The following is a 25,812-nucleotide window of genomic DNA, read 5'->3' as shown; positions in this document are numbered from 1 at the left end:
CTATCGGCCTCCTGTACCGCTCGCCGTCCACGCATCGAGCAAGGGATCCGTGGTGGCCGCCACCGCTTCACTGTCAGCGGTGACGCCCGTTCCGACGCCCTCCGGAGTCGGCGTCGACGGCGTCGGCGTTGTCGGTTCCACGCCGACCTGCGTGGCGCGTGCCGCGAGCAGCTGCCGCCAGTACGCGAACGTCGTCTGGTAGTACGCGCCGTCGTCGACGGGATAGACGAGCGTCTCGAAGTCCTCGCTGACGACCCGTGGCCCCATCCGGGTTTGCTCACACTCCAGGTGGTGGTCGGCGACCGTCGCGACTGGCTCGGTGAATTCGTTTCGTTCGTTTCGCGTAACGAGCACCGGGATGTCGTACCCCTCGGCGTAGGTTGCCAACCGAGCGAGAGTTTGAGCCTGGAGGGTTTTCGCGTGAGTCTCGCCAAGGGTATCGTCGGCGCGGTACTGGGCGTCGACGGCCGGCGCGACGATGAGGGCGGGCGTGTGGGGCGACGTGTCCTCGTCACGACTTGGTTCCCCTCGACCGGCCGCCCCAGAACCGGCGGTGGACGACTGGATTACCTTATTCACCGCTGACGGGAGACCACAGACGGCGCCGTAGTGCTGGTAGGCGGTGAATCCGCGTGCCACGTGGATTCGGTTGAGCAATCGTTGACTAGGGGCGATTTGGGCGAGTGTCGTCGTCGTCGCGTGACCATTTGCGTCGATCCAGAAGGCGGGCCCGTCGTGCAGGAGGAGATGGTCGAGTACGAGCGACTGCAGGATCGGGACGCCACGGCCCCCCTCGACATCGAGCAGCGTGATTCCGTCGCCGAGTGACGGCAACAACATCTCGTCCGTAGACGGATCGGCCTGGTCAGCAAGGGACCGATTGCGGTTAGCTCCCCGTGTCGGCTGGTCCACCGCCAATCGGTTCGGCGTTGTGTGTTCTCCCATACTTGACTAGTTGTCTACGTTCCCGATAAGCCGCGGCGTGGCGCTTCCGCGTTTCAGGGAAGGGCTGGAAGGTATGTAGAACCGGACTCAGGCAACGGATTTCTGCCATCGTTCGACCGTTTCCGAGAACGTTTCCAGAGAGGAAGGCAGACAGTATCGTCGGATTAACCAACAGACCGAGGATCCCAACTCGATTGTTGGTTAAGACTCCCTGAACGTATGGTGATCTCGCCCTCACGCAATTCTGTTGACGGCCCCGCATATCCCCCGAGCCTACGATCTGATGTGATCGACGATTGTTCTCAGCGCGGTTACATCGTCGTTATTGTACTGTTTGAGTCGATCCCAGTCTGGTTCTTCGCCGTCGAGGAGATATCGCGTGTACTTGCTCCCGACCACAAACCCGTCGACGGTCGGGTCTTGATATTCAAAGCCGAGTGCGCTCGCTACGACGTCCAATTTATGCCGATTGAAGGGCCCAAAGAGTTCCTGTTGGGCAGTAATCCCGAGGTCGTGTGCTCGCTCCAGATGGTCGATCCCCTCAGTAATGCCGTGTTCGTCGAATCTGCGACTGAGACACTGTTCGTCGAAGTAGTTCCCTCCGTAGTAGATGATCGGCTCGGAGCCATGATCATCAAGGTACTCAGACAGATCCTGAAGAAGTGCTGACTCGTCGTCCGGCTCGAAGAATTGTCGGTACGCATCGTTCTGGTAACTGTAGGTGCCGACCAGCCAGATCCGATCCTGCTGAAGATCCGTTTCTATGTCCAAGAGGAGAGGCTCCGTATCGTGAAGGTCGTCGAAGGCGGACTTGTTTAGAATCACGACCTCATCGTTTTCGAAAGCCTGTCGATGAGCAATCCACCGGTCCACGTGCCATGACGAGGCTCCAGGGAGGGCTTCGAGTTCGGCACGCCGTTCTTCGGTAATCTCATCTGGGCTAGTGATCCCTAACTCACTGAACTGTTCTACTCGGTTTCGCCCGACTTGGACGAGATCAGTCAGTCGACTCCCTAGCAGATGGCGAGTGTCGTAGAACTCGTACTCGATAGACTCGTTCGAGGCGTCGATGGTGATGAGTGCGTACCTTCCTGGGTCGTCTACTCCGTCGTGGGATGCGATGTTGATCACCGTGCCGTACTCGAGGATTTCAGCTCTCCCTCCGAATTGATGGCAATGACCGCAGACGGTAGCTGGGGGCTGGATGTCGTCTATGAAGCTCCTGACGGCCTTCGACCCGATATGTTGTTGCCCGAATCGCTTCCCGATATCGAGAATGCCGAAGGGAGGAGTGTGAGTGACAAGAATCGGAGTTCTGTCTTCACAAGCGGTGCGGTGTTCGGAAAGGTGCCGTTGGACGTCGTCCTCGGTATAGGTGATGAGACCAGGTCCCTGGGTTGATCCTTCCTGGCCGATGAACACGAGATCCTCGTAGATGTATGGTGTCCTGTGGAGGTCGGTGGTAAATTCCTCATCGAATTGCGGACCGGTTGACGGGGGGAAGTCGTCGTTTCCTCGGACATAGAGCGATTGTTGGTGATTCGTGAGGCGAGCAAGTTCTGCAAGATGATCTGTGTCAGTATCGGCGTTTTTGAAACGTGAGAGGTCGTCGCCGGCATACAGTAGTAGATCTGGAGTTGGTTCTACAGTTTCGAGAATGGTGTAGAGATCGTCAATGGGTTGAGAGCGCCAGTCAGATACAGCGAGAATGTGGGTCATTTTGGTTGAGCGTAGTTAGTGTAGCCTCTTCTATCGTTTGTTTAGGTGTACCGTTTGGCATTAGGAGATTCTTCGCCCCGTTGTCGTTAACCAACAACTCAGGCTCATTGGGGCAATCTGTTGGTTAACGATGAGATTCCTGTGCGACCACGTTGAAGATGCTTCCCTCCGAACTCCTCGGTATGTGTGGCCGGAACTCGCTCTTCATCGACCAGGCCGACCTCGAGGCTCGCTTCGACGCCGAGGTCGTCGCGGACGGCGGGTACACCCCCCGATACAACATCGCGCCTGGCGACGACCTCCACATCATCACGAACGAGGCTTCCGACGAGATCGACGCCTACCACTGGGGGCTGATTCCGTTCTGGGCGGACGAACCCGAGGAGGGCATCATCAACGCTCGCTCCGAGACTGCCGACGAGAAACGCGTCTTCGAGCGGGCGTGGAAATCACGTCCCTGCCTCGTCCCCTCGTCAGGGTTCTACGAGTGGAAATCGCCGAACGGCGGGTCGAAGCAGCCCTACCGGATTTACCGGGAGGACGACCCCGCATTCGCGATGGCCGGGCTCTGGGACGTCTGGGAGGGCGACGACGAGACGATCTCGTGCGTCACGATTCTCACGACGGAGCCGAACGACCTGATGAACTCAATCCACGACCGGATGCCGGTCGTCCTCCCGCAGGACGCGGAATCTGACTGGCTCGCCGCAGACCCGGACACCCGCAAGGAACTGTGCCAGCCGTACCCGAAGGACGATCTGGACGCCTACGAGATTTCGACGCGGGTCAACAACCCCGGCAACGACGATCTCCAGGTCATCGAGCCGCTAGACCACGAGCAATCGGGCCTCGGCGAGTTCAGTTCCTGATAGCTGACGGGGTCACGGTCACTGCATCGGCGACGCGGCTGCCGAATCGACGAGCGAGTACTCTCGGTCTCGGCTCGTCCCTTCCGCCTCGAGGAGGTTGTACTGCTCCATCTTCGAGAGGTACGTGCGGATAGTCCGCTTCGTCCGCGGATCATCGACGTCCTCGGAATAGCGCTCGTGAATCTCGCTCGGCCCGACCGGGCCGTGCTCGCGAACGATATCGTAGACGACGCGCTGGTGCGGCGTGAGCGAGTCGAGGCTCTTCTGCTTGATCTGGGCCCGAGCATCCTCGGCGGCGTCCAGGAGAATGTCGTCGGTGATGCGCCCGTGGTTCTCGCGATCGGCCTTGCCGGCGGCCGTTCGGAGGATGCCGATTGCGAGGCGGGCGTCGCCGGCGGCCGCGTCGGCGATGCGGTAGAGTTGGTCGTCGGTGATGACGTCCTCATCGAGCCCCCACTTCGCCCGCGCACTGAGGATGTCGTACAGCTGCTCGTCGTGGTACTTGTCCATCCGGACGTGTTCGCTGGAGCGCAGCCGGCTCACGAGGCGGTCGTCGACGCGGCTGAACAGCTCCTCTTCCTTGTTCGCGATGCAGATGATCGCGAACTGTGGGAGGCTGTGAAGGTCGTAGATGACGCTGGGGTCTTCGAGCTGGTCGACCTCGTCGAGGATGACGACTGTTCGCGGGCCGTCATGTTGTTGGAGGCGATCGACGAGTTCGTCGTGGGGCGTCGACTGCCGGTGGATATCGATGGTGGCGCCGAGATCGTCGAGGATCTGGTAGAGCGTCCGGAATCGGGTGTAGTTGCGCCAGCAGTTGACGTAGGTGGTCTCGACGTCGAGGACCTCTTCGCGGAGCCGTTCGGTGACGAATTGCGAGATACACGTCTTGCCGGCGCCGCTGGGCCCGGTGACGATGGCCGTGTCGGCGGGTTCGCCGTTTGTAATGGGCTCGAGGACGCTGGAGAGGTGGTTGACTTCGGCGTCGCGATGCTCAACTTCCCGAGGGACGAACCCGGCGCGGAGGACGCGAGCATCGCGGATCATCTATATCTGGTAGATTGATTTTCAGGCTAATCATAAAAGCGTGACCGGGCTGTTTCCGGAAACATCTCCGACAGGAATGTGTATCAACCCTCTCCCTTCGTTGTAAAGCGATTACTGTTCTGTTAGATCAAGTACTCTGGAATTTCCGGAATTTAGTTTTGGCTTGGCCCAAGATAGTAAGATAGGGTATGCGGCGATTCAGTACTGGTGACAAGGTTCGAATCGATATACCGGATGAGAGTGACCCTGATCATGAACGACTTCACGATCTTTGTGGGACGGTTGTCGAGGTAATTTCAGACGATGTAGGGGCTGTAACTGGGGATGAACGAGAGGGGTATCTTTTCAGAGTGAAATTAGATGACGGGAGTACGGTCGACGTACGTTGGAGAGATCTTCGACCAGTATAACGATATTTCACCATGAGAGTACCGCGATCGGCGTGACCATCTCCTGCAGGCTAATTCCTCCATGGACATACCGGTCATCGTTGCGCCGCGTTGAGAGAATTGTCCGATGCTTCGCGAACAAGTACTCCTCTGGCGGCAGCCGGTACTCCTCAACCACGCTATCGTTGAAGATGATGTTACACCCATCCGCTTTTTCCATTCGGTTCCCACGGGCATACCGCGTCCCCGACTTCTGCGGGTCGTATTGGGGTGCTCTGACACTCTCATCCGCCCGCGTGGCACCGTGATCACTGACCAGGATCATCCGACCCTCCGAGTTCGGTTCCCGGGACGGGATCTCTTTTAGCTGCTCCGCCAAGTTATCTTTGAACACGGAAACAGGAATATGGCGGAAGCTCCGGTCACCACGCAGATTCGCCGTCTCGAGGCCGTGCGTGATCCAGTCCGAGAAGTGGTAAATAAACGTCTTTAACTGGGCCTCGATCTCCATAATATTCCGGATCCGGTCGGACTTCGTCTTCTTTCCAGCCACGTTCACATACTTCAAATCATTCCCATGCAGCCCCGTCGCGTCCCGCAGCAGTTCCTTCTCGTTCTGGTTGCCGTGGTTGTACAGCTTCACACCGTACTCGTCCTCGATCTCTCGCGGTGACAGCCCCGACATCAGGGAATTCCGTGCATAGGGCGTGGCTGTCGGGAGACAGGAGATATACCCACCGTCCTCCTCAACGGTGAACGTGTCCGACAGTTCATCCCGGACCCCTTGCCAGTGGTCGAACCGAAGTCCGTCACACACTACGTAGTAGACTGTGGTGTCCTCTTCCAGCAGCGGGAGCACGTAGTCGTCGAGGATATCCCAGCTCAAGGTCACCGACTCACTGTTCACCCAGTTCGTGTACCGCTCCTCCACGATATCGCAGAACAGCCGGTCAACCCGACGGCGGATATCTTCTTGGTTCTCATGAAGCCGGGTGATACCCAGCTCATCAGCGATATAATCGAGATCCGTCAACTGTCCCTCGATATCAATCCAGTCGCCGGCATTCGTCGGCTCCGCCTGCGACTGGCTCAGCACCTCCTCTAACTGCTCGAAATACGAGACCGCACTCTGCAGCCGATCCGTGCTGTTCCCGGCGTCCTCCATCTGCTGCTTCACCCGCCGGGCGGACTGCGTGACCTCACCTTCATCCAACATCTCCTCAATCACCTCTGACTCAAAGTACCGAGCTGCACTTGGCAACACGAACTCCTTCGTCCCCTCCACAGGATCGACCCCGTCGAGGTTCTCCTGCAGCGCGTCGGTATCAATCACCCGCTCGGTCCGTTCAATCTGATCGCTGTGTGCAGCAGGCCGCAACCGGGAAGCAAGGTCCTCCAGCTGTTCATTCCCGACATCCGGCGGCTTATCGACGATCGCCTGCAACAAGTCAAGCGGCAGACCGACAGCGTGCAGCGTCTGAATTGTCCACACCGCGGCCACGAAATCCGTTATGTCCTGGCGGTCCCGAAGCTCCTCTTCGAATCCCCGAACCTTCGGAAGCTGATTCAAGAGATGGGCATAGAGGTCGTTCTCGCCACGGTCGGAAATCCCAAAGCACCACTCATAGACCGTGGCAATATCAGCATCTTCAGTTGCCCGGATATACTGCTCTTCCATCGACAACGGGGTCCGCCACCGCTCACCGGTCAGGTACTCCAGCAAGAAATCCAGTGTCTCATTCCGTGTGTAGGACCCGATAGCCACCGACTGGTCGACGAACGCCAGAAAATCATCCAGCTCCGCCGAAATATACGGGTCTGCCACCGAATCCAGTTCGACACCATACTGGTCGATAAGCGTGGTCGGCGTAAGCGACAACGTCTCGTCGTAGCCAGACTGTGCAGCTAACTTCGTGACGTCGCCCAGCTCCTCCTTCACGGCTTGTTCCGGATACTCATTCAGCGCCACTACGACGGTTCCGTCTGCGTCCCGTGCAGCCTCGTACTCAGCGCGGAACTCCAGAAAATCGTGGTGGTTGTACGGGACGATCGTCAGCATGTCCACCTCGACCTCGTCCCTGGTGTTCTTCAAAATGTCATACCGGTCGTCGACCAGCACGGCCTGGCCCGAGAACTGGTTGAGCCACCGTTCAACCACTGCTGCTGTTGAGGTCGGGATATTGACAACCATCTATTCAGAGGACTCGTCTCCTTCGAAGTGGATCCGGACGAGCACGTCCTTGCCCTGGTTCTCCTGCTCGACCGTGGTGATCTCCCGTTCGATCTGCTGCTCTAGCTCATCGGTCTTCCGGGAGAGTTCGTCTCGCGAGACGGGTTCCTCGAACGCGTCGGTCCCGACGGTGATGTCCTCGACGACCGTGTTTAGCGAGGAGATGATGTTGTCGATCTCGGTGATCAGCGTCCGCATCTCGGGCTGTGTCTTCGAGATCAGATCATCAACATCAGCGTCGAGGAACGCCTCCAGCGCGTTCGAGTCAATCTCGACCTCCGTCTCCTCATCCGAGTCTGGCAGGAACTCCTGCAGACTCGTTACCCCCCGTTCCAGGTACTCCCGCGGCTCCAGGTGGCTGAAGTCCGGTTTCTCGTAGGTCTCCCCCAGCTCAAAGCCACAGGCACACGTCAGCGACCCACCTTTCAGCTGGTCGGAAACAGACCGGCGGCAAGGATCCTGCGGCCGTAACGCCTCCAGCTTTTTCCGCAGTTCCTCAGCCCGTTCGTCCGTCGCAAAGTTGTAGTCAGACTGATTGAGGATGCGAAGACGAGTGAACGCCTCCGAGTTCAGCCGCTCATCGATTTCCTCATGGACCGCTTCCAACTGGTTATTATAGTCGATGTGCTCGCTGCGGTACACCTGCTGGTAGGTCTCCTCGAATGAATCGACGGCCGACTTCAGGTCACTGGCCGCGACATCGTTCTCAACGACCTCCGGGAACTCGAGTTTGTCCTCGACGTCTGCAGCAGCCTCGGCGATATCGTCATCCTCCCAGTCACGGAACGCCTGGGACGCCCGATTCACAACCGACTCGTAGTCATTCAGGAAGGACTCCGTGTCACTCACCGTCTCGACAGCCGACACAAAGTCAGCCACCGAATCAGCCTCAATCGTCACCCGGTTGTATAACCGCTCCAGATTCGCAGACGCACTCTGCTCGGCATACGTCTGCGACACCACAGCCTCGACCGTAGACAGCTCATCCGTTAGCTCCGGGTCAACATCGACGCTCGAACACACCCGCTCATACCGGTCAATCAGGTCCGGAATATCATCCTCAAGCGACTCAATCCGGTCTTCGATGTCATTCCAGACCTCGATATAGGTCGTCTGCTTCCGGTCCCGACTGACCCGCTCGCTAAGCAGGGTATCCGCAATCGTGACGATATCATCCCAGTGCTCCGGCCCGGTCGGGATCTGGACCGCGTCGATATCGCTGGCAAGGTCATTCCCTGTGAATTCCGCATCCTCGATATTCGTGCTGGTGACCACCCCGCCCTCGATGATATCCGAATCAACCGTCGCTTCCAGCTCACCCTTCTGGACCAGCGACAGGATGTAGATCGCGATGATTCTGCCGCTCAAACCGTACGGTGTCGTCCGGAACTTGTTGTGGATGCGTTCAACAGGGACCTGCTGGTCCGAATCCGACTCAACGATATCGACGATCTCCTCCGTGTAGGGGTTGTCCGAGAGATCCAGCCGGTTCGGGTTCGCCTGAGTGGTGATCTTCAAGCCCTGGCCGTAGTTGTGAGCTGCACTCTCGAACCTTGAACTCAGCCGGCTGGTCACCCCGCCGTGCTTGACGATTCCGTCGAGGATCTTGTTGGTTTCACCGTCACGCCACGGCGTCTTCTCCCGGAATTCCAGCTCGTTCTCAGGGTACGCTCGGTCCAACGGTTCCTGGACGATATTCCGGATCGTGTTCTCGAGCGTCGGCTGGAACGCGAAGTCGATATCATCGAGTTCGCTGGTGAACACGGTCCCGTTCCGGTAGGCGTTGTTGACGAGGTCATCCAGCTCTGCCTCAAGTTCCTCCTTCCGCGAGACAGCCATCTCGTACTTTTCACCAGCATGCGGGTCGTCACTCTCATCATACGAATCGATGAGCCGGCGCAACGCCCGGCGTTGCTTGAATTTGTTAATCTGCCGGTCCGTCAAGTCTCGCGGAACCCACAGTAATACCCGTTCATCGTCCAGCAGATATTCCACCTCGTCCCGTACATCCTCGGCTGGCCGGGTCTGAATATACACCCAGAACCGCTGATCATCGAAATCCTCCGGCTCGGTCAGGCTCTTCCAGTCACGGAAGTCGTTCGCCGTGAGCAGGCCCCGGACCTCGGTATTCGTCTCCTCCCAGAGGACGTCGACCGAGGTTTCATCTCCCACAGTGGAGAACTGCCCGAACTCACGCATGCTCATATGGAACTCATCGCGGGCTTCGTCCCGGCTGAGGCCATCCACCTCGGTCGCAAGGTCTTGGTCGATCGTGATCTCCTCTTCCTTCTGGAACTGGAACTTCCCGTTCTCGTTGACCACGAAGGGAACGGTGTTCGCAATCTCCTCAAGCAGACTCTGGTAGTAAGCCTCGTTGTGCGACGCTTTCTCGGCGGCGTCGTTCATCAAGGCGTTCGTGACGTCCTCTGCCGTGCATCCCTGCCGCGTGATCGCATAGAGAAGCAGCACCTTGACGACATCCGTGGCGACCGCTTCTTCGTCGAGCCGGGGGAGATAATCTTCGACCGTCTGCTGGTAGTTATTATAGAAATCCGGGAAATTCGTCATCAACGCGTTGGTCGTGACATCCGGATACACCGCGGCAAGCTCATCAAACAGCTCGACTGGGGTGATCAGCGAGGCTTCGTCCCCGTGGTGCTTGACCGCGTTATGGAGCAGCATGATCCCTGTCCGGTTCGTATTGTCGAACACACTCGCCTTGTTGGTGAGATCCAGCGTCTGCTCAGTGTAGGGGAAGATGCTGCGGAACTCCCCGTGAGTATAGCCATCTAACCACGTGAAGCGCCCCTCGTAGTAATCGTAGTACTCCTCGATCGCGAGGTCATCACGGTGCTCCGTAATCGTCCGCCGCACAGCTATCTCACTGAACTGCTGCGGTGTACGGGTGAGCGTCAGGTTCTGCCACCGGTCCTCCGCGATAAGTTTCCCCCGCTGCCCCTTCACGCGGTCCCGCTGCTCATAGGACTGTTGTGCGGCAGCGATCATCGTCAAGGGGAAGTCATCCTTCAGATTCGCCAGCGTGAACAGGACGTCCTCATCGGTCCGCGCCCCCTGGTCGCCACGCCGGTTGAGGAACTCCGAGATCTCGTCGATGATATAGACGACGTGGTCGAAGTCTTCTAGAACTCGTTCGAGGGCGAGTGTGAATGAGGTCTCGAAGTCCTCGTCGATGTCGAGACTGAACCCGGAGTCGTGCAGCCAGGACCGGAGCGAGTCTGCGAACATCGTCTGATCGATCGCCTCCCACTGCTCGGCGTCCCAGTCCTCACCCGTCTGCTCGCTGAGGAAGTCGTAGAAGCTCTCTTTCCGGATTTTATCGTTGCTGTTGAACTCCTCTAGGAGGCGTTCGTCTGCACTCACCGGGAGTTCATCACCGGTCGCCTCACGGTACGCATCCTGCGTGTAGCGGATGATGTTCTTGTGGAGACTGAGCTGGGCGTCCCCTCCGCCAGCCAAGCTGAACGGGACCACGAGGACGTCTTTGGAGTGGATGTCGGTCCCGAGTGTACTGATGGCATCACTTTCGAGCAGGTCGAAACTGTCCTGGTCATCCGCGAGCAGCAAGCTGTAGAGCGTCGCGAGAACGTGCGATTTCCCACTACCGAATTCCCCTTGTAGCCAGTAGGTTCCGCCGCGTTCCTCTTGCAAGTCATTCAGAACGGTGAGAAGGTGCTTTTCGAGATCCTCGGTGAGGATGAATGTCCGAAGGATCTCTTCGGCGTCGGTCTCTGCATCTTCCAGGTCGATTGCGCCATTGATCGTCTCCGGACACGAGATGATGTCCGAGAGGGGTTTGAGTGCCTTATTGCGGGTCATTTTTCTAAGTTGATGATCGTAGTGTACGCGGTGGTTTCAGCCTCTACGTCGTGGATATACAGGTGCTCATTTTCGATATCGCCGTCCGCCAAGACAACGATCTTCTTATCGTTCCGAGCATGCTGTTGGAGCGTCGGCAACAGCGCCACATCGTATCGGAGAGCTATCTCAGGGTGGGACACGAAGATCATATCGTTGTCCTCGAGGTCCTCCCTGACGCAGTCCTCGATCGCGTCTGCGACAGCGCGGGAGAGCGGGTCCGGATTCCCCGCCTTTTCTGCCATTTTCCAGGTTTCGTAGTCATCAGTGGCACGAACCCGCTCAGAGACCTGCTTATTGAGATTAACAACGGGGATGCCTTCGGCATGTGCAAATTGTTGTGCAAGCGTCTTTTCTAACATCTCCGCAGGAGCAAGAACTACCCAAATAGCCTTCCCAGTCGTTTCATCAGCGAACCCTCGAAGGGTGTCCGCTACCTCAGGAAGGCGAAGACTACGGGTCTCAAACCGTGTCACGATAACAGAATGGTTCGCAGACCCCTGCCTAAACGTTTATGACTCACTAGGAGCTGTCAGCCGCTCAGGAAAGTCATAAGGCGTGTCATACAGCTTGACCTGTTCCATGTCGCTGATGAACGAGTACTCCCAGTATTCAGCGTGCCACCCATCATACACCATATCGTGGACGGTCTGCTTCTGCAGGAGGAATGAACGGCGAGTCAGCGATTCCAGTACGTCGTCAATAAAGTACATCTGCGGCTCTCCCAGCTCGTGGTGGATCGCATAGGCGAACGCATTGAGTGACTGCCGCCCCGTGAACGCATACTTGCCAGACTCTTCTTTGTCCAAAATCCCGAATTCGGAGAAGCACCGGAGTAGGTCCTTCTGTGTCCGTTCCGCATTGTCGATATCGTGTTCCTGCAGGAAAGAGTTGAAATCGCGAGCGGTCATGAACCGCTCTTCTTCCGACGCGGGAAACAGGAACTCCACCAAGGTCATCCGCAGCAATTCATTCGACTGTGCGTAATGGTAGAGGATAACCAGCTCCAAGGCCTCCTGTTCTAACCGGTCCGTAGCACGGACCAGAGGTGTATCGAGATCGTCCTCACTGTCCGGATCATAGTAGGGGTCATCCTCGAACAGCCGCTTCGTCAATAGAGAGGCATACCGCCGCCGGACCTGTTCACTGTTCTGCGGCAACAACTCCTCGATTGTATACTCCTTGAGATCATCCAGAGACGCAAACTCCCGTTCACTTGCCAGTCGCAGAAAGTCGACGGCTTCATCGACTAATACGACACCGATATCCTTGCCTTTCATTAGTTCTCCGTACCGTCTTCGAGGTCCTCAAGCTTCTGTTGCTGGCCGTCGTCGTCAGCATCCTCCTGCGTGTTCTGCTCGACTGACGGGTCCTCATCGGCAAGAGTCTGGCAGATCCGCTGCCGTCGACGGACGTCATCACGCATGTCCTCCGGCAACTCGTCGATATCAATGTAGTCGAACAGCAGAAGCGCGTCCGCATGCCGCTCCTCGTTCAACAAGTACCGAGTCCCGTACTCCAGCACCTCGAGTGGCGGTGTCTCATCGATATACTCGTCCTCACGGAGAGTGTGCACGAAGGAATCAATTCGTGACTCCATCTGCCCCTCACGTTGTCGCTCGATCCGAGCACGCTCCTCCGGCGTCTCCGGCATCCGCCATTTGTGCTCACGATCACTGCGATCGTATTCCTTGATGAACGCATCCTCCAGAATATCACCGAGTGAGGTCTCCGGCAGGGACGCCAAGTTATCCGCCAGGTGTTCCTGGATCTCGGTGTAGGTCGCAGCCTCCTCTTCCTCGAGGAACTGCTCGATCTCACGCCGGGCAATCAAGTCCTCACTGTAGTAGTTCAGCGTCGGGTCGATCTCGGTCGTCGTGTCTGGCGGCTGCCACCGGTCACGGCCCATCTGATCCTCGACGCAGACGTATTTCTCTTCGAGAATCGCCTCCCAATCTGGTCGGTACTCCAGCGCGTTATTCTCAGTCAACACCGTCAGCACCGCGTGGAACACCTGATCGGTATAGACGCCTTCTCCCTGGTACCCTTCGCGGACGATGTTGTCAATCGCGGTCTCCACCAGTTCGCGAATATTCTGCGGCGTTTCTTCCGGCGGTGTCTCGAACTCGACCTCCTCGGCTTCAGTCGGCAGCTTGTAGTAATTGACAATAACGTCCTTCTTCTGGGCCTTGCTCTCTGTGAGTTGCTTGTAGGTCTTCTGCGAGATGTCCAACGCGTACCGGCCGTTATACGGGAGGAACCCCGCGTCCTGAATCCGCCGATTGAATTCCTCCCAGGCGTTGAGACTCATATTCCCCGGATTGAACGTGACTGTCACCCACCGCCCAGGTTTCAACACCCGATACAGTTCCTCGAAAGTTTCACTGATTGCGTCCTGCCACTGATGCTCGGACTGTTTCTCCTCACGTTCACTGCTGTCCGTGATCACGATCTCATCATCGAACCGTTCGCTATCCTCCAGCCACGCCGTCCAGACCAAGTTGATCTCGCTGTACGGAACTTGATCCCCATACGGCGGATCGATAAAGATGTAGTCCACACTGCTCTCATCTAACCGCGACAGATCCCGGACATCATCTTGGAACACCCGGGCCGTTTCCCAGACGTCGAAATTGCCCATGACATCCTGTTTCTCCTCTAGACCCCGTCGGATGTAGTTGACTTTCCCCTCGAAAATGTTCCAGACGTTGTTCTCTTTGTACTGTGGCGGCTGATAGAGCGTGCCCTTGGTCACACCCCCGCCGGCTTCACGATCCTGGTACATGATCGTCGTGTTGAAACAGATGCTCGTGAAGCAGAACATCAGCAGTTCTCGAATCGGCGAATCGAACCGCTGGATCTCGTCTCGCAGTAGCGCCATCGCATGGAGGTTCCGCGGGGTGTAGAGATCCGCGACGGTCTGTTTGTTGGTGACACCGATCCGGGAATTGAGTTTCAGTTCCGAGTCCGGGGTCCAGTAGTCGATATCACGCTGGTTCGCTTGCTCGATCAACCGTTTATCGCGGTCTGTGGGTTCTTTCTGGTTGGCACGGCCCGAGCCACAGGAACAGTCATAGCTTATCTCGATCGGCCTACGATCGATTGGTTTCCCATCGTCTCCGATGCTTACGTCAGCCCCACATGAATCACAACTATATGTCGCCTTGCTGACTTTCCGGTCCTTCGTTGCGATAACGTCGTTTCCGCATCGTTTGCATTCGTAGACGTGCCGCCACCGGACATAGTTCGTCGTCCCCTGTGACCCACAGTCCTCACAGCTGACCCGGTAAAGGTCGTTGATCCGGCCTTTGACGGCGGACTCCAGTTCAGAATACGCTTGGTTCAACGTAGTTGGGGTGATCGGCGCGAGAACGTTTTGGGAGAGGAAGACAGCAGCGGGGCTGTGGTCTGTCCCGATGAATTTTCGCCCCTGTGCGATGGAGGCGACGCCCGTCATACCGGATCCCGAGCAGCCATCTAATACGACGTCATCCTCCTCTGATAGCTGTTCGACAAAATGCTCAATCGCTTCATAAGGCTTCTTGCTCCAATATATATGCATATCTGCAATAGGATTTCGCCTTGATACCTCTTTATCGAGAGGTTGTGGTGGTGTAGGGTACCACTCATCGTCGTCGTTCAGGAGGGGAGTGAGATCGTCATCACCAAAATCTTCAAAAAGACTCTCACTTTCTTCAATTCCGGAGAGGGAAGACTGATAATCTGTCATATTTTAAATAGGGTTGTCGTCCGCATTGCTCCCATCATCTGAGGCAAACACATTAAGTATTGTACTTCCGCAGCGGGTTGACTGGTGATTAGAATTACTCGGAAGCATTAGTTCGTTTTGCCGACGGATGCCATATAAATGGAGCGACCGAATTTTTCTGTGGAATTACTGTGGGGCTGGGTATATGGTATCTCGTTATACTGGCCCGAATAATACTGGTCGGACAATTCAGACGGATACTCAAAATGAAGGGATTCAAGAACTGGGACAGTATTATGTCACGGGAATCAGTTTACCTGTTACATGGCTAATGGCTGTGATTTTCTCACCAGTCCCTCCTTCGACGCGCTTCAATCTGAGGTGTTTGAACGGGTTGCTGAACAGGCTGGCGACGAGCCCGGCAGCATCCTCTACATCGAGAACAACGACCATCGCACGGATGAGGTCGCCGACGCGTGGGCCGACAATCACGAACCACTCCGGCTTCGAGTAACCGATTTCAATACTGTCATCGGTGAATGCTACGAGCGAATCGCTGACCCGAGTTCTCTTCTGGATGCGTTGACCCGGCGGCGGTTAATCGACCGAGCGCTTCGAACTGTCGCTGACCGTGGTCTCTTGGACGATGCGCATCTCTATCGAGACCACTTCACCGATCTCATTACAGAACTGGAGGGAGAGGGTTACCACTCACCTGAATCAGTTCGAACTCTCGTCGAGGACTCCCAGTTATCTCCTGGAACCGCTGATTTGGTCGCCAGCGTGTATGAGGAGTTCTACGAGCTCCGACGAGAAGGTGTCGGGGATGACGTGTATACCCTTAGTGAGGCGTACCGGACGGTCCTCGATAGCGGAGCTTCCCTTACGGAGATCTTCCCACACGTCGATGTCGTCGTAATCTCTGGATTCTACGACCTCTCCCACCACGAGAAGAGTTTTTTTGCTCCGTTGAACGCGACCGCCCTCTGCGGATTGTATCGCTGATTTCAGGGGATTTGGACGCCGTCTGGCGATATGGGACGTCTCAGGAACCTTGCACAGACGTTTCACGAGTTTGCCACGACCCACGTAGAAGAGTCAGACGTACCCGCCGTCGCCGCCGGCGACGACGGGTACGACAAGGCCACGAAGATCGGGCTACTCTTGCTCAAAGAGGAGGTCAACAAACCGCTCCGGCAGTTTGAGGACTACCTGAACGAGATGCCGGGGATCCTCGACGTGTTCGGTCTTGAGAAATCGCCCGACTTCACGTCGTTCAGCGTGTGGGACGGTGAATTTCCGATGCAAGAGTTGCGCCGCCTGCTCCGCCGGTCAGCGGAGCAGGCGGGGCTCTCGGGAACTGCCTCGATTGACGCCAGTGGCTTCCAGCGTGATCAAGCCAGCTCACACTACCGCAATCGTGTCGGCTACTCGTTCAATGCGATGAAGACGACGCTGCTCGTTGATATGGACTCGCTGGCCATCATGGACGCTCATTTCACGACAAAGAAGGCTTATGACGGCCATATTGGGCTGCAGGTCTTTCGGCGCAACGCCGAAGACCTGCAGGCCCTGCTGGCTGACAAGATGTACTCGTGGAGTGATCTCCGGGAAGCCTGTCGTGACGCATCCACGCGTCCAGTGATCAAACACTGCGGAGCGTGTCATAGAACTCTTCACACACTATAGTCAGTCTGGTTACTGTTATAGCAGATTATTAGCTTAGAAGTACGTGCACTTAGTGTACGGAGTTCAAAATAAGTTAGAGAGTGCCCTTTCGTTTCCGAATAATGATTTCTCGTACCCGTTCAACGTGGTTCGTCTCGGATTGAACGAATGCTGTGAGGATGGCTTCGACGATCTCGGAGCGGCTGGCTCCGAGATCGTCACACTCATCGACCAGTTCATCCACTTCTCGCACGATTTCCTCGTCAACAGCGACGCCGAACTTCTCTTTCGCCATATCTAAAACCATCTAAAAACAGCGTGCACCAAGTGTACGGCGGTTTCAATTTGTCTAAGCTGATTCACCAAGCCATGTGAACTCTTCTATGACACGCTCCTGCGAGCAAAACGCGCTCAAGAAGGCTCACAACGCCAGAATTGACGATGACGTCTACAACCAGCGGTCGATGAGTGAGACCGTGTTTGCGATGCTGAAGGACGACGGCGATGAGATACGCTCCCGGAGCTGGCATGGCCAGTTCCGGGAGCTCACACGGAAGTGCATCGTACATAACCTAACGCAGGCGGCGAGTTAGGGCTCGCCGCCTGCTCCCCTTCTCTGGACGTATCGAGGAGAGGCATCACCATCGTCCATCTCATACTTCGCACGGTATCTTGTGAAACTGATGTTTTGCTCACCGCGCACGTCGGCTGAAATTGAGTCATCCGATCTGAGAATTCGTCGAGAGAGCGTAGCTACAGGTGGAAAGTTGAGTATCACAATTCCAATACCGACGCTGTCTTGCATTCAACGCTGCATCCTGTGACGAGAGCGATCGCTCATCACCCTGTGGATTACTAACCGATCCGGCCTTCACCCCAAAAACACAGTGGCCCTCTAGCGCGAGGAGCTCACCGCCAACCTCGTAGGTTCGAGAGCTCTGGGCTGGGACCTTGACGCTGCGGCTTTCCTGAATATGCGGCCTAGGGCGGCCTTCGCCGATACCGATACCCCACCGGACTTCGCTTTCTGGGCCGATATCGCCGTCCATCTCGTTGTGGATAGTCCGTTCGAACTTCGGCTTCTCGTCGGTGAAGAAGAGTCGGCTGTCGTGCCCGAGTGGTTCTACCTCTGCATAGACTCCGAGCTGGTGGAGCTGGACTTTCTGAGATGCAGGCATGGTGGTGGATTTCTACAACCCGAGTTGTCGCTTGGCCCACTCACTGCCGGCGGTTTCCTGCATGTTCTCCCAGCCGTCGAAAGTGGTGTTCTCGCGAACGTAATCGTCCCATTCATCCTCAGGGATACCTTCGAAATCATCCGCTGATTCCACGGTCCACGGGCTATCTTCGATGAACTCACCGAAGTCTTCATACTCACTGTACTGCGTCATGAACCTCGGCGGGAATAGGTCCGTAATTGCCATCTCGTTCTCGCCATCCATCTTCTCGGCGCTCGCTCGCAACTCTTCGAGTTCGTCGATAGCTTCGTCAATACCGTCCATACATCCGCCGTAAGGCCGTGAATGTGAAAAGTGTCAGCCGAACCTTGGCTAAAATAGAGCAACCCACATAGTACTAGCCGCCGGAAGAACTACGCCGCCTTAGACCAACACCCTAAGCAAATGCCGAACACCATCAAGTCCACCGGTGCCGACGCCGTGGCGCTCCAGATCACTCGCGAAGCCCGAAGCGCTGGGCTCGTCGACGAACGAGATGGGCAGGCAAAGCGACTGGCGCCGGTATCCATCTTCGGCTTCGACGGGCTGCTGTTGCTCCTCGATCGCGAGCGCGTCGCCGATCGCCAGATTGCCGAGCTGGTGACGGTGGCGGCCGCCGACACCGAGACGGCCTATCCCGGCGGACGGGCCAAGGTCACGATTCGTGGCGAGGGCTATCAGGTGGCGCTTCCCGGCGCCGCCGACGCAGGGTTCGACGTCGGCGACCGCGCGCCGTGTGTGACAGCGCAGTGTATGCTCGTAATCCATCGCGATGGAGACGGGCGACTGGTGGGAGACCTGAAAACCATCCGGCAGCAGCAGGTAGCGTAGGTGGCGTTACTCCCGGGCAAGGCATCATCCACGCGCTGATCGCGCTGGCTGCTGGCCTGCTTGTGGGTCGGCGCCGGAACCACTGAACACCGGTTCCCATCTGCAGAGCGAACCGGGCAGCTCCCTCAACCCGCCGATAGCCGAGAGTGTTGCCGCCACCCCACCAGCGCGTATATCACGACGGACACGCTACAGCCGGGTATGGCTGGAGACAGACTCACTGTTTCGCTGGACGAGCAGTCGAGGGGGGCCCTCGACGAACTCGTCGAGCAGACGGGGGAAGGGCAGAGCGAGACGGTTCGGCGGGCCATCGTGTTCTACGCCGCGAACTTCCAAGTGGCGAACTCCGAGACGAACGTCGATTTAGAGCAGTACCACCGGATGCTCTCGGGGGGAGAACATGTCCTGCTGGATATCGACTTCCTGCACGGACTGCTCGACAACGTCGAACTCGAGAACGGCGAGCCCAGCCCGGGGTTTCAGGAGGTCATCGACCGGGTAGCGGAGTTCCACGCCGAGGAGTACCGGACCCGCTTTACCAGTCTCGCAGACATCCTCGACTGGCTGGCGTTCTGTGGCTTCCTGAGCGCCCGGAAGGCCGACGACGGCACCTACCACGTGGTGTTCCCGACCGAGAAGGTCAAATGGTTCATGACTCGCTTCATCCAGCGCAGCACCGAGAAACTCGACTTCGAGGTGGAGGTCTCAGAGGGCGTCTCAAAGGTCCTTATTTCCGAGGTGTAAGTTCACACAACTGCATACAGCGTACGTGAACCTCTTAATCACCCTTTTCCGGGCCGGCTCATTGGTAGCGAGTATCAATGAAGCACAAACTACGAGCCGGCTGCCGGTTGGCAGACAGCACGAACCGACGGCCCCAAACTAAGCAGCCGGCGGGGCGAGCGTGACGGCGGCTGTCGGCGTCGACGTGGGCGGGACGTTCACCGACGTGGTGCTCGTCGCGGACGGCACGCTCACAACGACGAAAGTGCCGTCGACGGCCGACCAGAGCGAGGGTGTCATCCGCGGCATCGAGAAAGCCTGTGCGGAGGCGGGTATCGAGCCCGCCGAGGTCTCGGAGTTCTCACACGCGATGACCGTCTCGACCAACGCCCTGCTCGAAGGGAACGGGGCCGAGACGGCGCTCGTGACGACCGAAGGGTTCCGCGACGTGCTGGAAATCGGCCGCCAGACCCGGCCGGACCTCTACGACCTCGGCGCCGAGAAACCCGAGCCGCTGGTCCAGCGCCGGAACCGGTTCGAACTGCCCGAGCGTACGACCACGGCAGGCGTTCGCGACGAGCCCGACCCCGACGCACTCGACGACCTCGTCGAGCAGCTCCGGGCCAGCGACGCCGAGAGCGTCGTCGTCTCCTTCCTCCACGCCTACGTCGACGCGAGCAACGAACGGCAGGTGGCCGAGCGGCTCCGCGAGGAACTCGACGCCTCGGTCTCTGCCTCCCACGAAGTGTTGAACGAGTTCCGCGAGTACGAACGCACCTCGACGGCGGCCGTCGACGCCTACGTCACGCCGGCCATCGACTCCTACATCGGCCGGCTGGAGGAGCGGGCGGCCGACCTCGGCCTCCCCCAGCCCCGCATCATGCAGTCCAACGGCGGCATCGCAGCAGCCAGCGAAATCCGGAGTCACGCCGTCCAGACGGTGCTCTCGGGCCCGGCCGCGGGCGTCGTCGGCGCCAACGGGACGGTGACGGCAGGCGAGAACGAGTCCTTCGAGGGGTTCGTCACCTTCGACATGGGCGGCACCTCTAGCGATGTGAGCCTCATCCGCGACGGCAGCGTCGAGCGAACCACGGACAGCGAAATCGAGGGCTATCCCGTCCGGGTGCCGATGGTGGACGTGAACACCGTGGGCGCCGGCGGCGGCTCCATCGCGTGGGTTGACTCAGGCGGCGCGCTCCGAGTAGGCCCAAAATCAGCGGGCTCGGAACCCGGTCCGGCCTGCTACGGCCGCGGGGGTGAGGAGCCCACGGTCACGGACGCGAACCTCGTGCTCGGCTACATCAGCGAGGAGACGCAGTTGGGCGGCGAACTCGGACTCGACGTGGAGGCGGCCGTCGCCGCGCTCGACCGGCTGGCCGACGAGGCCGGGCTCGGTTCGGCGCTCGAAGCCGCACAGGGCGTGTTCCGCATCGCGAACGCGAACATGACCCGGGCCATCCGCTCGGTGACCGTCGAGCGGGGCCACGACCCGCGAGAGTTCGGCCTCGTCGCCTTCGGCGGCGCCGGCCCCATGCACGCGGCCGCGCTCGCGAACGACCTCAATATCGGCACCGTTGTCATTCCGCACGTCGGCGGCGTGCTCTCGGCGTACGGCCTGCTCGACGCTGACGAGACCTACGACGCGGTGCGGACCTACCAGACTCCGCTGTCGGACACCACATCGACGGACCTCGAAACCGTCTACGACCGACTCACAGGCGAACTCCCCGTCGACGCGGCCGGCGAGGACGTGACGGTCCGGCGGTCGGCGGACCTCCGCTACCGCGGCCAGAGCTTCGAACTCGAAGTCGATGCGGGGAGGCCGGTCGACACCGAGGCGCTGCGGGCAGCCTTCGAGGCCACCCACGAGCGAGTCTACGGCTACACGGCCGAGGAGCCCGTCGAGGTGGTGAACCTCCGAGCCGCGGCTGCGGTGCCCCGGAGCGTCCCCGAGACGGACCTCGCGACGGACACCTTCGATGAACTCGGCGAGCATACCGCGGTGTTCGGCGGCGAGGAGTACACCACACCCGTCTATCAGCGACCCATGACCCCCGGAACCACACTGGGCGGCCCGGCCGTCCTCGAACAGGACGAGAGCACAACCGTCGTCCCGCCCGCGTGGGAGGCAACGGTACAGGAAAACGGCTCGATCGTTCTGACGGAGGTGCGGAAATGACGGTCCACAGCCCCGAAACCAGGGGCATCGACTCGGTAACGCTCGAGGTGTTCCGGAACAAGCTCGAGAGCGTCGCCGAGGAGATGGGGCAGGTGCTCATCCAGAGCGCCTACTCGCCCAACATCAAGGAGCGACAGGACTGCTCGACGGCGCTGTTCGACGCCGACGGCCGGATGGTCGCCCAAGCCGAGCACATCCCGGTCCACCTCGGGGCGATGCCGGATGCCGTCGCCGTCGTCGCCGAGAAGAACCCGGAGCCGGGCGACGCCTACATCCTGAACGACCCCTTCGAGGGTGGGACCCACCTCCCGGACGTGACCATCGTCTCGACGCTCGCGCCCGAAAACGAGGTCGTAGGCTACGCCGTGACGCGGGCCCACCACGCCGACATCGGCGGCATGACGCCGGGCAGCATGCCGGCCGGCGCCGCCGAAATCTATCAGGAAGGGCTGCGCCTGCCGGGCGTGCAACTCCGCTCGGGCGGCGAGCTCGACGAGGACCTGCTTTCGGTGATTCTCGCGAACGTCCGGAACCGGACCGAGCGACAGGCCGACCTGCGCGCCCAGATCGCGGCCCACGACCGCGCGGAGGACCGCCTCGAAGAGCTCATCGACGACCACGGTCGCGAGACGGTCGAGCAGGCGTTCGACGCCATCATCGACTACTCCCACGCCCGGATGACCGACGAACTGGAAGCGTTCCCCGACGGCAGCTACGCCGCCACGGACGTGCTGGAGGGCGACGGCGTCACCGACGGCGACATCCCCATTGAGGTGTCCATCACCGTCGATGGAACGGCGGTCAGCGTCGACTTCGACGGCACCGCCGAGCAGTGTGCGGGCAACATGAACGCGCCGCTTGCGGTCGCAAAAAGCGCGGTCTACTTCGTCGTTCGAAGCATCACCGACCCGGAAATCCCGCCGAACCACGGCAGCTACATCGATATCGATGTGACCGCGCCGGAAGGCACCGTCGTGAATCCGACACCGCCGGCGGCCGTCGTCGGCGGCAACGTCGAGACGAGCCAGCGGCTGACCGACGTAGTGTTCGCGGCCTTCGCAGAGGCCGCGCCCGAGCGCGTGCCGGCCCACTCGCAGGGGACCATGAACAACCTCATCATCGGGAACCGCGACCGCGGCGGCTTCACCTACTACGAGACCATCGCCGGCGGGTTCGGCGCCCGCCCCGACAAAGACGGGATGGACGGCGTCCAAGTGGGGATGACCAATACGCTCAACACGCCCATCGAGGCGATGGAGGCCGAATACCCCTTCACCGTCGAGGAGTACGCGTTCCGCGAGGACAGCGGCGGCGACGGCGAGCACCGCGGCGGCCTCGGACTGACCCGCTCGCTCACCGTCGAAACCGACGCCGTAGTCTCGCTGTTGACCGAGCGCCGCCGCCACCGCCCCGCGGGCGCCGAGGGTGGCGAGCCGGGAGCGACGGGCGAGAACCTCGTCGACGGCGAGGAACTGCCCGCCAAGACGACGCGCGACATCGCGGCCGGGAGCACCGTCACGATTCGGACCCCTGGCGGCGGGGGCTACGGCGACCCGGGCGAGCGTGATGAGACAGCTCGGGAAGCGGACCGACTGGACGGGAAAGTGACCGAGGGTGAACCCGAGGAAGAACGATGACTGACACCAACAGACTCGAAGAACTGCGCTGGCCGGAGGTCGAACAGTACCTGACCGAGCACGAATTGCCGACGGTCATCGTACCCATCGGCTCGACCGAACAGCACGGCACGCACCTGCCGCTGGCCGTCGACGCGTTTCAGGCTCGCGACCTCGCCGAGGAAATCGCGGTCGCGGCCGACGCGCTGACCGCGCCGCTGATACCCTACGGCGACGCGAACCATCACCTCGGCTTCCCGGGGACGGTGTCGCTCTCGACGGAGACGGTGGTCTCGGTGCTCTCGGACGTGTACGCCAGCCTCGCGGGCCACGGCTTCGAGAACATCGTCACCGTCAACGGCCACCGCATCGCCAACCTCGAGGCTATCGAGACGGCGATGCAGCGGAGCAAGGAACAGCACCCGGAGGTCTCTTTCGCCGCTATCGACCCGCTCCGGCTGGGGGTTTCGATCCACCAGCGACTGCGGGACGGCGACCCCGAGGACGGGATGCACGGCGGCGAGTTCGAGACCTCGTTTATGCTCGCGCGCTACCCCGAACTGGTCGCCGAAGACGAGTTCGAGAAAGAGAGCCCCGAAACGGGGCCGTATCAGTCCCTTAACCTCGTGGGCAACAACGACCGCGTACTGACCCCGAGCACGGCCCACTCGCCCGAGAACGGCGACCTCGGCCACGTCGGCGACCCGACGCTCGCCAGCGCCGAGAAGGGCGAAGAGCTCTGGGCGACGCTGGTGGCCGACGCCGCCGACTTCATCGAGGCCCTCGAGCGCTCGGGGGCCGAGAGGTGAGCGAGGAAGCGACGGTCCACGACACCGTGGAAATCCCGCTGGCGGACGGCACCGTTCGAGCGACACGTCACGAGCCCGCAGGCGACGGGCCAAGCCCGGTGATTCTGGTCTACACCCCCTATCACAAGGACGATCTCTCGAACACGCGCTCGGACCCGCTCGTTTCGTACTTCGTCGACGCCGGCTACGAGGTTGTCGTCGCCGACGCTGTCGGGACGGGCGCTTCGGACGGCCTCAGTGAGCAGCCGTTCACGGCCGACGAGGGCCGCCACGGCGCCGCCGTCGTGGAGTGGCTCGCCGAGCAGGCGTGGACGAACGGCCGCGTCGGGATTATCGGGAAGTCCTACCCTGGGACCACGGCGCTGGAAATCGCCGCCGAGAACCCTGACGGGCTGGCGACCATCGTCCCGATTCACGCGCCCGCCAAGATATACGACGCCTATTTCGACGGTGGCGCGCTGACGTTCCTGCGGACCTGCGGCCAGTGGGCACCGAACTTCGAGTACCTCCCGCTGCAGCCGCCAGCGAACCGGGGTGTGGACGGTTGGGCGTCCCGATGGGACGACCGCCTCGACGCCTTGGAGGACCGCGAGCCGTACCTGTTCCAGTATCTCTCCCACCAGACTAAGGACGAGTACTGGGCCGAGAAAGACGTGCCTGTCGGCGATATTCGGGTCCCGACGCTGGCGATCGGCGGCTACCGCGACGCCTTCGGCGGCGGCACGCTGGAGTACGCAAAGCGCATCGACGCGCCGACCGAAGTGGTTCTCGGCCCGTGGCGCCACGCCATGCCCGAACAGGGCGAGACTGCCCGCATCGACTTCCTCGGCGAGGTCGAGGGGTGGTTCGACCAGCACCTCCGCAGCGGAGCCGCGGCTGAAACAGAGCGCGAATCCCGACCCGAAATCCGCTACTGGACCGAACGGCCGACCGACCAGGACCGCCTCGCCGGCGAGTGGCGGGGTCGCGAGGCGTGGCCGACGGGTGAGAACGAGAGTTGGGTGACCGAGTTCGGATTCGGCGCCGACAGGCTCCGGACCGACGGCGAGTCGGCGGTCGGAACGGAGCGCTGGACGGTCGACTACAGCGTCGGGACGGCCTCCGTGGGATTCGAAATCCCGGGCGGCACAGATTTGGACACTACACCCGACGACGACCGATCGCTGACCTACGAGACCGAGCGTCTGGAGGACGCCTTCGAACTGACCGGCAGCGGCGAGGTTACGCTCCAGTTCATTCCCGACGGGTCGGCACAACTCCTCGCGGTTCGAGTCGTCGACGTGGCGCCGGACGGCACGGGCCGGCTCGTCACCCACGGCGTACGGCGGGCGGAGTTGGACGGCGAAATCGACCCGTTGGGGGAGCCGGGTGCCGAACCCGAACCCCTCGTACCCGGCGAGTCCCACAGCGTCGACGTGTCGCTGCGGCCGACTTCCCACGTGTTCGAGCCGGGGCACAAACTCCGCGTCGCGGTCAGCGGCGCGTTCTTCCCGTACGTCTCGCCGCCCGAAGACAGCGCCGGCTTCACGCTCAAGACGGCGGGCTCGTGGTGTGTCCTCCCCGGGGAGTTCCACGACGGCAGCGCGACGTTCGACGACAGCTACGAGTTCGACGCGCCACAGGACGTGTACGGCGAACCCACCGTCCCCGACTGGGAGACGACCGTCTCTCACACCGACGGGACCGTGACGGTGGCGCTGGAACTGTCCTACTCGAAGTCGCTAGCGGCAGCGACGTTCGACTACGAGACGGCGACGGAAGCGAGCATCCAGCGCGATAGCCTCGATACCGAGACTGTCGAGCGCGAGACGACGGCAACGCTGCACTACCCGACGGAGTCCGTCTCTGCGCAGGTGCAGAACGCGGTGACGCGGTCATTCGCGACGATGCAGTATCGGCTCACCCGCGATGGGGAGCCGTTCTACGGCGAGCAGAAGCGTTGGTCGGATTGACACCCTCCCCGCCCTGAACAGTAGTTGCCGAAT

At 59.9% G+C, this 25,812-nt stretch carries 20 protein-coding genes and 2 pseudogenes; 11 read left to right on the top strand and 11 right to left on the bottom strand.

All coding sequences use genetic code 11. The features are described 5' to 3' along the window. Positions 1-945 carry a hypothetical protein gene (locus EXE45_RS09140; RefSeq protein WP_369333749.1) on the bottom strand — a complete coding sequence of 315 codons (945 nt, stop codon included), beginning with the start codon at positions 943-945 and terminating at the stop codon, positions 1-3. Positions 946-1,218: 273 nt separating this feature from the next. Continuing rightward, the gene (locus EXE45_RS21280) at positions 1,219-2,664 is read right to left on the bottom strand and encodes a ribonuclease H-like domain-containing protein (RefSeq protein ID WP_241989451.1); all 1,446 of its coding nucleotides are present in this window, start codon (positions 2,662-2,664) and stop codon (positions 1,219-1,221) included. Between the two features lie 182 nt (positions 2,665-2,846). Here EXE45_RS21280 and EXE45_RS09125 point away from each other — a divergent pair, with 182 nt between their 5' ends. Next, positions 2,847-3,533, top strand: a complete 687-nt coding sequence (locus EXE45_RS09125) for an SOS response-associated peptidase (protein WP_137694126.1) — start codon at positions 2,847-2,849, stop codon at positions 3,531-3,533. 18 nt (positions 3,534-3,551) lie between these two features. Here the strand turns inward: EXE45_RS09125 and EXE45_RS09120 are convergent, their stop codons facing one another. Then, the gene (locus EXE45_RS09120; RefSeq protein WP_137694125.1) at positions 3,552-4,580 is read right to left on the bottom strand and encodes a Cdc6/Cdc18 family protein; all 1,029 of its coding nucleotides are present in this window, start codon (positions 4,578-4,580) and stop codon (positions 3,552-3,554) included. A gap of 188 nt (positions 4,581-4,768) precedes the next feature. On the opposite strand from EXE45_RS09120, the gene EXE45_RS21830 reads away from it, so the two are divergent. Beyond that, a complete protein-coding gene (locus EXE45_RS21830) occupies positions 4,769-4,990 on the top strand; it encodes a hypothetical protein (protein WP_137694124.1) in 222 nt (73 codons plus the stop codon). Between the two features lie 7 nt (positions 4,991-4,997). On the opposite strand, the gene EXE45_RS09110 is transcribed toward EXE45_RS21830, so the two are convergent. Genes EXE45_RS09110 through EXE45_RS09090 form a run of 5 tightly spaced genes read right to left on the bottom strand, consistent with a single transcriptional unit; the run spans position 4,998 to position 14,805 of the window. Beyond that, a complete protein-coding gene (locus EXE45_RS09110; protein ID WP_137694123.1) occupies positions 4,998-7,160 on the bottom strand; it encodes a PglZ domain-containing protein in 2,163 nt (720 codons plus the stop codon). Continuing rightward, positions 7,161-11,036 carry a hypothetical protein gene (locus tag EXE45_RS09105; RefSeq protein ID WP_137694122.1) on the bottom strand — a complete coding sequence of 1,292 codons (3,876 nt, stop codon included), beginning with the start codon at positions 11,034-11,036 and terminating at the stop codon, positions 7,161-7,163. It lies immediately after the preceding gene. Next, positions 11,033-11,551 (bottom strand): hypothetical protein, encoded by a 519-nt coding sequence (locus EXE45_RS09100; protein WP_137694121.1) that lies wholly within the window; start codon positions 11,549-11,551, stop codon positions 11,033-11,035. The genes EXE45_RS09105 and EXE45_RS09100 overlap by 4 nt, the downstream gene beginning before the upstream one ends. 36 nt (positions 11,552-11,587) lie before the next feature. Then, the gene (locus EXE45_RS09095; RefSeq protein WP_137694120.1) at positions 11,588-12,355 is read right to left on the bottom strand and encodes a hypothetical protein; all 768 of its coding nucleotides are present in this window, start codon (positions 12,353-12,355) and stop codon (positions 11,588-11,590) included. Then, the gene (locus EXE45_RS09090) at positions 12,355-14,805 is read right to left on the bottom strand and encodes a DNA methyltransferase (protein WP_137694119.1); all 2,451 of its coding nucleotides are present in this window, start codon (positions 14,803-14,805) and stop codon (positions 12,355-12,357) included. Before EXE45_RS09090 ends, EXE45_RS09095 begins: the two co-directional genes overlap by 1 nt. Positions 14,806-15,108: 303 nt before the next feature. Between EXE45_RS09090 and EXE45_RS09085 the strand changes: the two genes are divergently transcribed. Next, the gene (locus tag EXE45_RS09085; protein WP_137694118.1) at positions 15,109-15,789 is read left to right on the top strand and encodes a hypothetical protein; all 681 of its coding nucleotides are present in this window, start codon (positions 15,109-15,111) and stop codon (positions 15,787-15,789) included. A 30-nt stretch (positions 15,790-15,819) separates the two neighbouring features. Continuing rightward, a pseudogene (locus EXE45_RS09080) lies at positions 15,820-16,440 on the top strand (transposase); the annotation flags it as partial. Between the two features lie 106 nt (positions 16,441-16,546). Here the strand turns inward: EXE45_RS09080 and EXE45_RS09075 are convergent. Then, a complete protein-coding gene (locus EXE45_RS09075) occupies positions 16,547-16,747 on the bottom strand; it encodes a ribbon-helix-helix protein, CopG family (RefSeq protein ID WP_158294257.1) in 201 nt (66 codons plus the stop codon). Between the two features lie 103 nt (positions 16,748-16,850). On the opposite strand from EXE45_RS09075, the pseudogene EXE45_RS09070 reads away from it, so the two are divergent. After that, positions 16,851-17,045 (top strand): annotated as a pseudogene (locus tag EXE45_RS09070) (transposase); the annotation flags it as partial. A gap of 126 nt (positions 17,046-17,171) precedes the next feature. Here EXE45_RS09070 and EXE45_RS09065 read toward each other — a convergent pair. Both EXE45_RS09065 and EXE45_RS09060 read right to left on the bottom strand, forming a co-directional pair. Continuing rightward, positions 17,172-17,630, bottom strand: coding sequence for a hypothetical protein (locus tag EXE45_RS09065; RefSeq protein WP_137694116.1), 459 nt, complete (start codon positions 17,628-17,630; stop codon positions 17,172-17,174). A gap of 12 nt (positions 17,631-17,642) precedes the next feature. After that, positions 17,643-17,954 (bottom strand): hypothetical protein, encoded by a 312-nt coding sequence (locus EXE45_RS09060; protein WP_137694115.1) that lies wholly within the window; start codon positions 17,952-17,954, stop codon positions 17,643-17,645. Between the two features lie 120 nt (positions 17,955-18,074). Here EXE45_RS09060 and EXE45_RS09055 point away from each other — a divergent pair, with 120 nt between their 5' ends. The 6 genes from EXE45_RS09055 to EXE45_RS09030 all read left to right on the top strand — a co-directional run bounded on the left by EXE45_RS09055 (position 18,075) and on the right by EXE45_RS09030 (position 25,779). Then, on the top strand, positions 18,075-18,500 hold the full coding sequence (locus EXE45_RS09055) for a hypothetical protein (RefSeq protein ID WP_137694114.1): 426 nt from the start codon (positions 18,075-18,077) through the stop codon (positions 18,498-18,500). 201 nt (positions 18,501-18,701) lie between these two features. Then, positions 18,702-19,244 carry a ribbon-helix-helix protein, CopG family gene (locus EXE45_RS09050; protein WP_137694113.1) on the top strand — a complete coding sequence of 181 codons (543 nt, stop codon included), beginning with the start codon at positions 18,702-18,704 and terminating at the stop codon, positions 19,242-19,244. 160 nt (positions 19,245-19,404) lie between these two features. Further along, positions 19,405-21,402, top strand: a complete 1,998-nt coding sequence (locus EXE45_RS09045; protein ID WP_137694112.1) for a hydantoinase/oxoprolinase family protein — start codon at positions 19,405-19,407, stop codon at positions 21,400-21,402. Then, the gene (locus EXE45_RS09040) at positions 21,399-23,039 is read left to right on the top strand and encodes a hydantoinase B/oxoprolinase family protein (protein WP_137694111.1); all 1,641 of its coding nucleotides are present in this window, start codon (positions 21,399-21,401) and stop codon (positions 23,037-23,039) included. Before EXE45_RS09045 ends, EXE45_RS09040 begins: the two co-directional genes overlap by 4 nt. After that, the gene (locus tag EXE45_RS09035; protein ID WP_137694110.1) at positions 23,036-23,827 is read left to right on the top strand and encodes a creatininase family protein; all 792 of its coding nucleotides are present in this window, start codon (positions 23,036-23,038) and stop codon (positions 23,825-23,827) included. Before EXE45_RS09040 ends, EXE45_RS09035 begins: the two co-directional genes overlap by 4 nt. Then, on the top strand, positions 23,824-25,779 hold the full coding sequence (locus EXE45_RS09030; protein ID WP_158294256.1) for a CocE/NonD family hydrolase: 1,956 nt from the start codon (positions 23,824-23,826) through the stop codon (positions 25,777-25,779). The genes EXE45_RS09035 and EXE45_RS09030 overlap by 4 nt, the downstream gene beginning before the upstream one ends. The last annotated feature ends 33 nt before the right edge of the window (positions 25,780-25,812 follow it).

The organism is Halorubrum sp. SP9, from assembly GCF_005435015.1.
Taxonomy (GTDB): Archaea; Halobacteriota; Halobacteria; order Halobacteriales; family Haloferacaceae; genus Halorubrum; species Halorubrum sodomense.
Note: the sequence above shows the minus strand (reverse complement) of the source record. Positions and strands in the feature narration are given on the sequence as shown.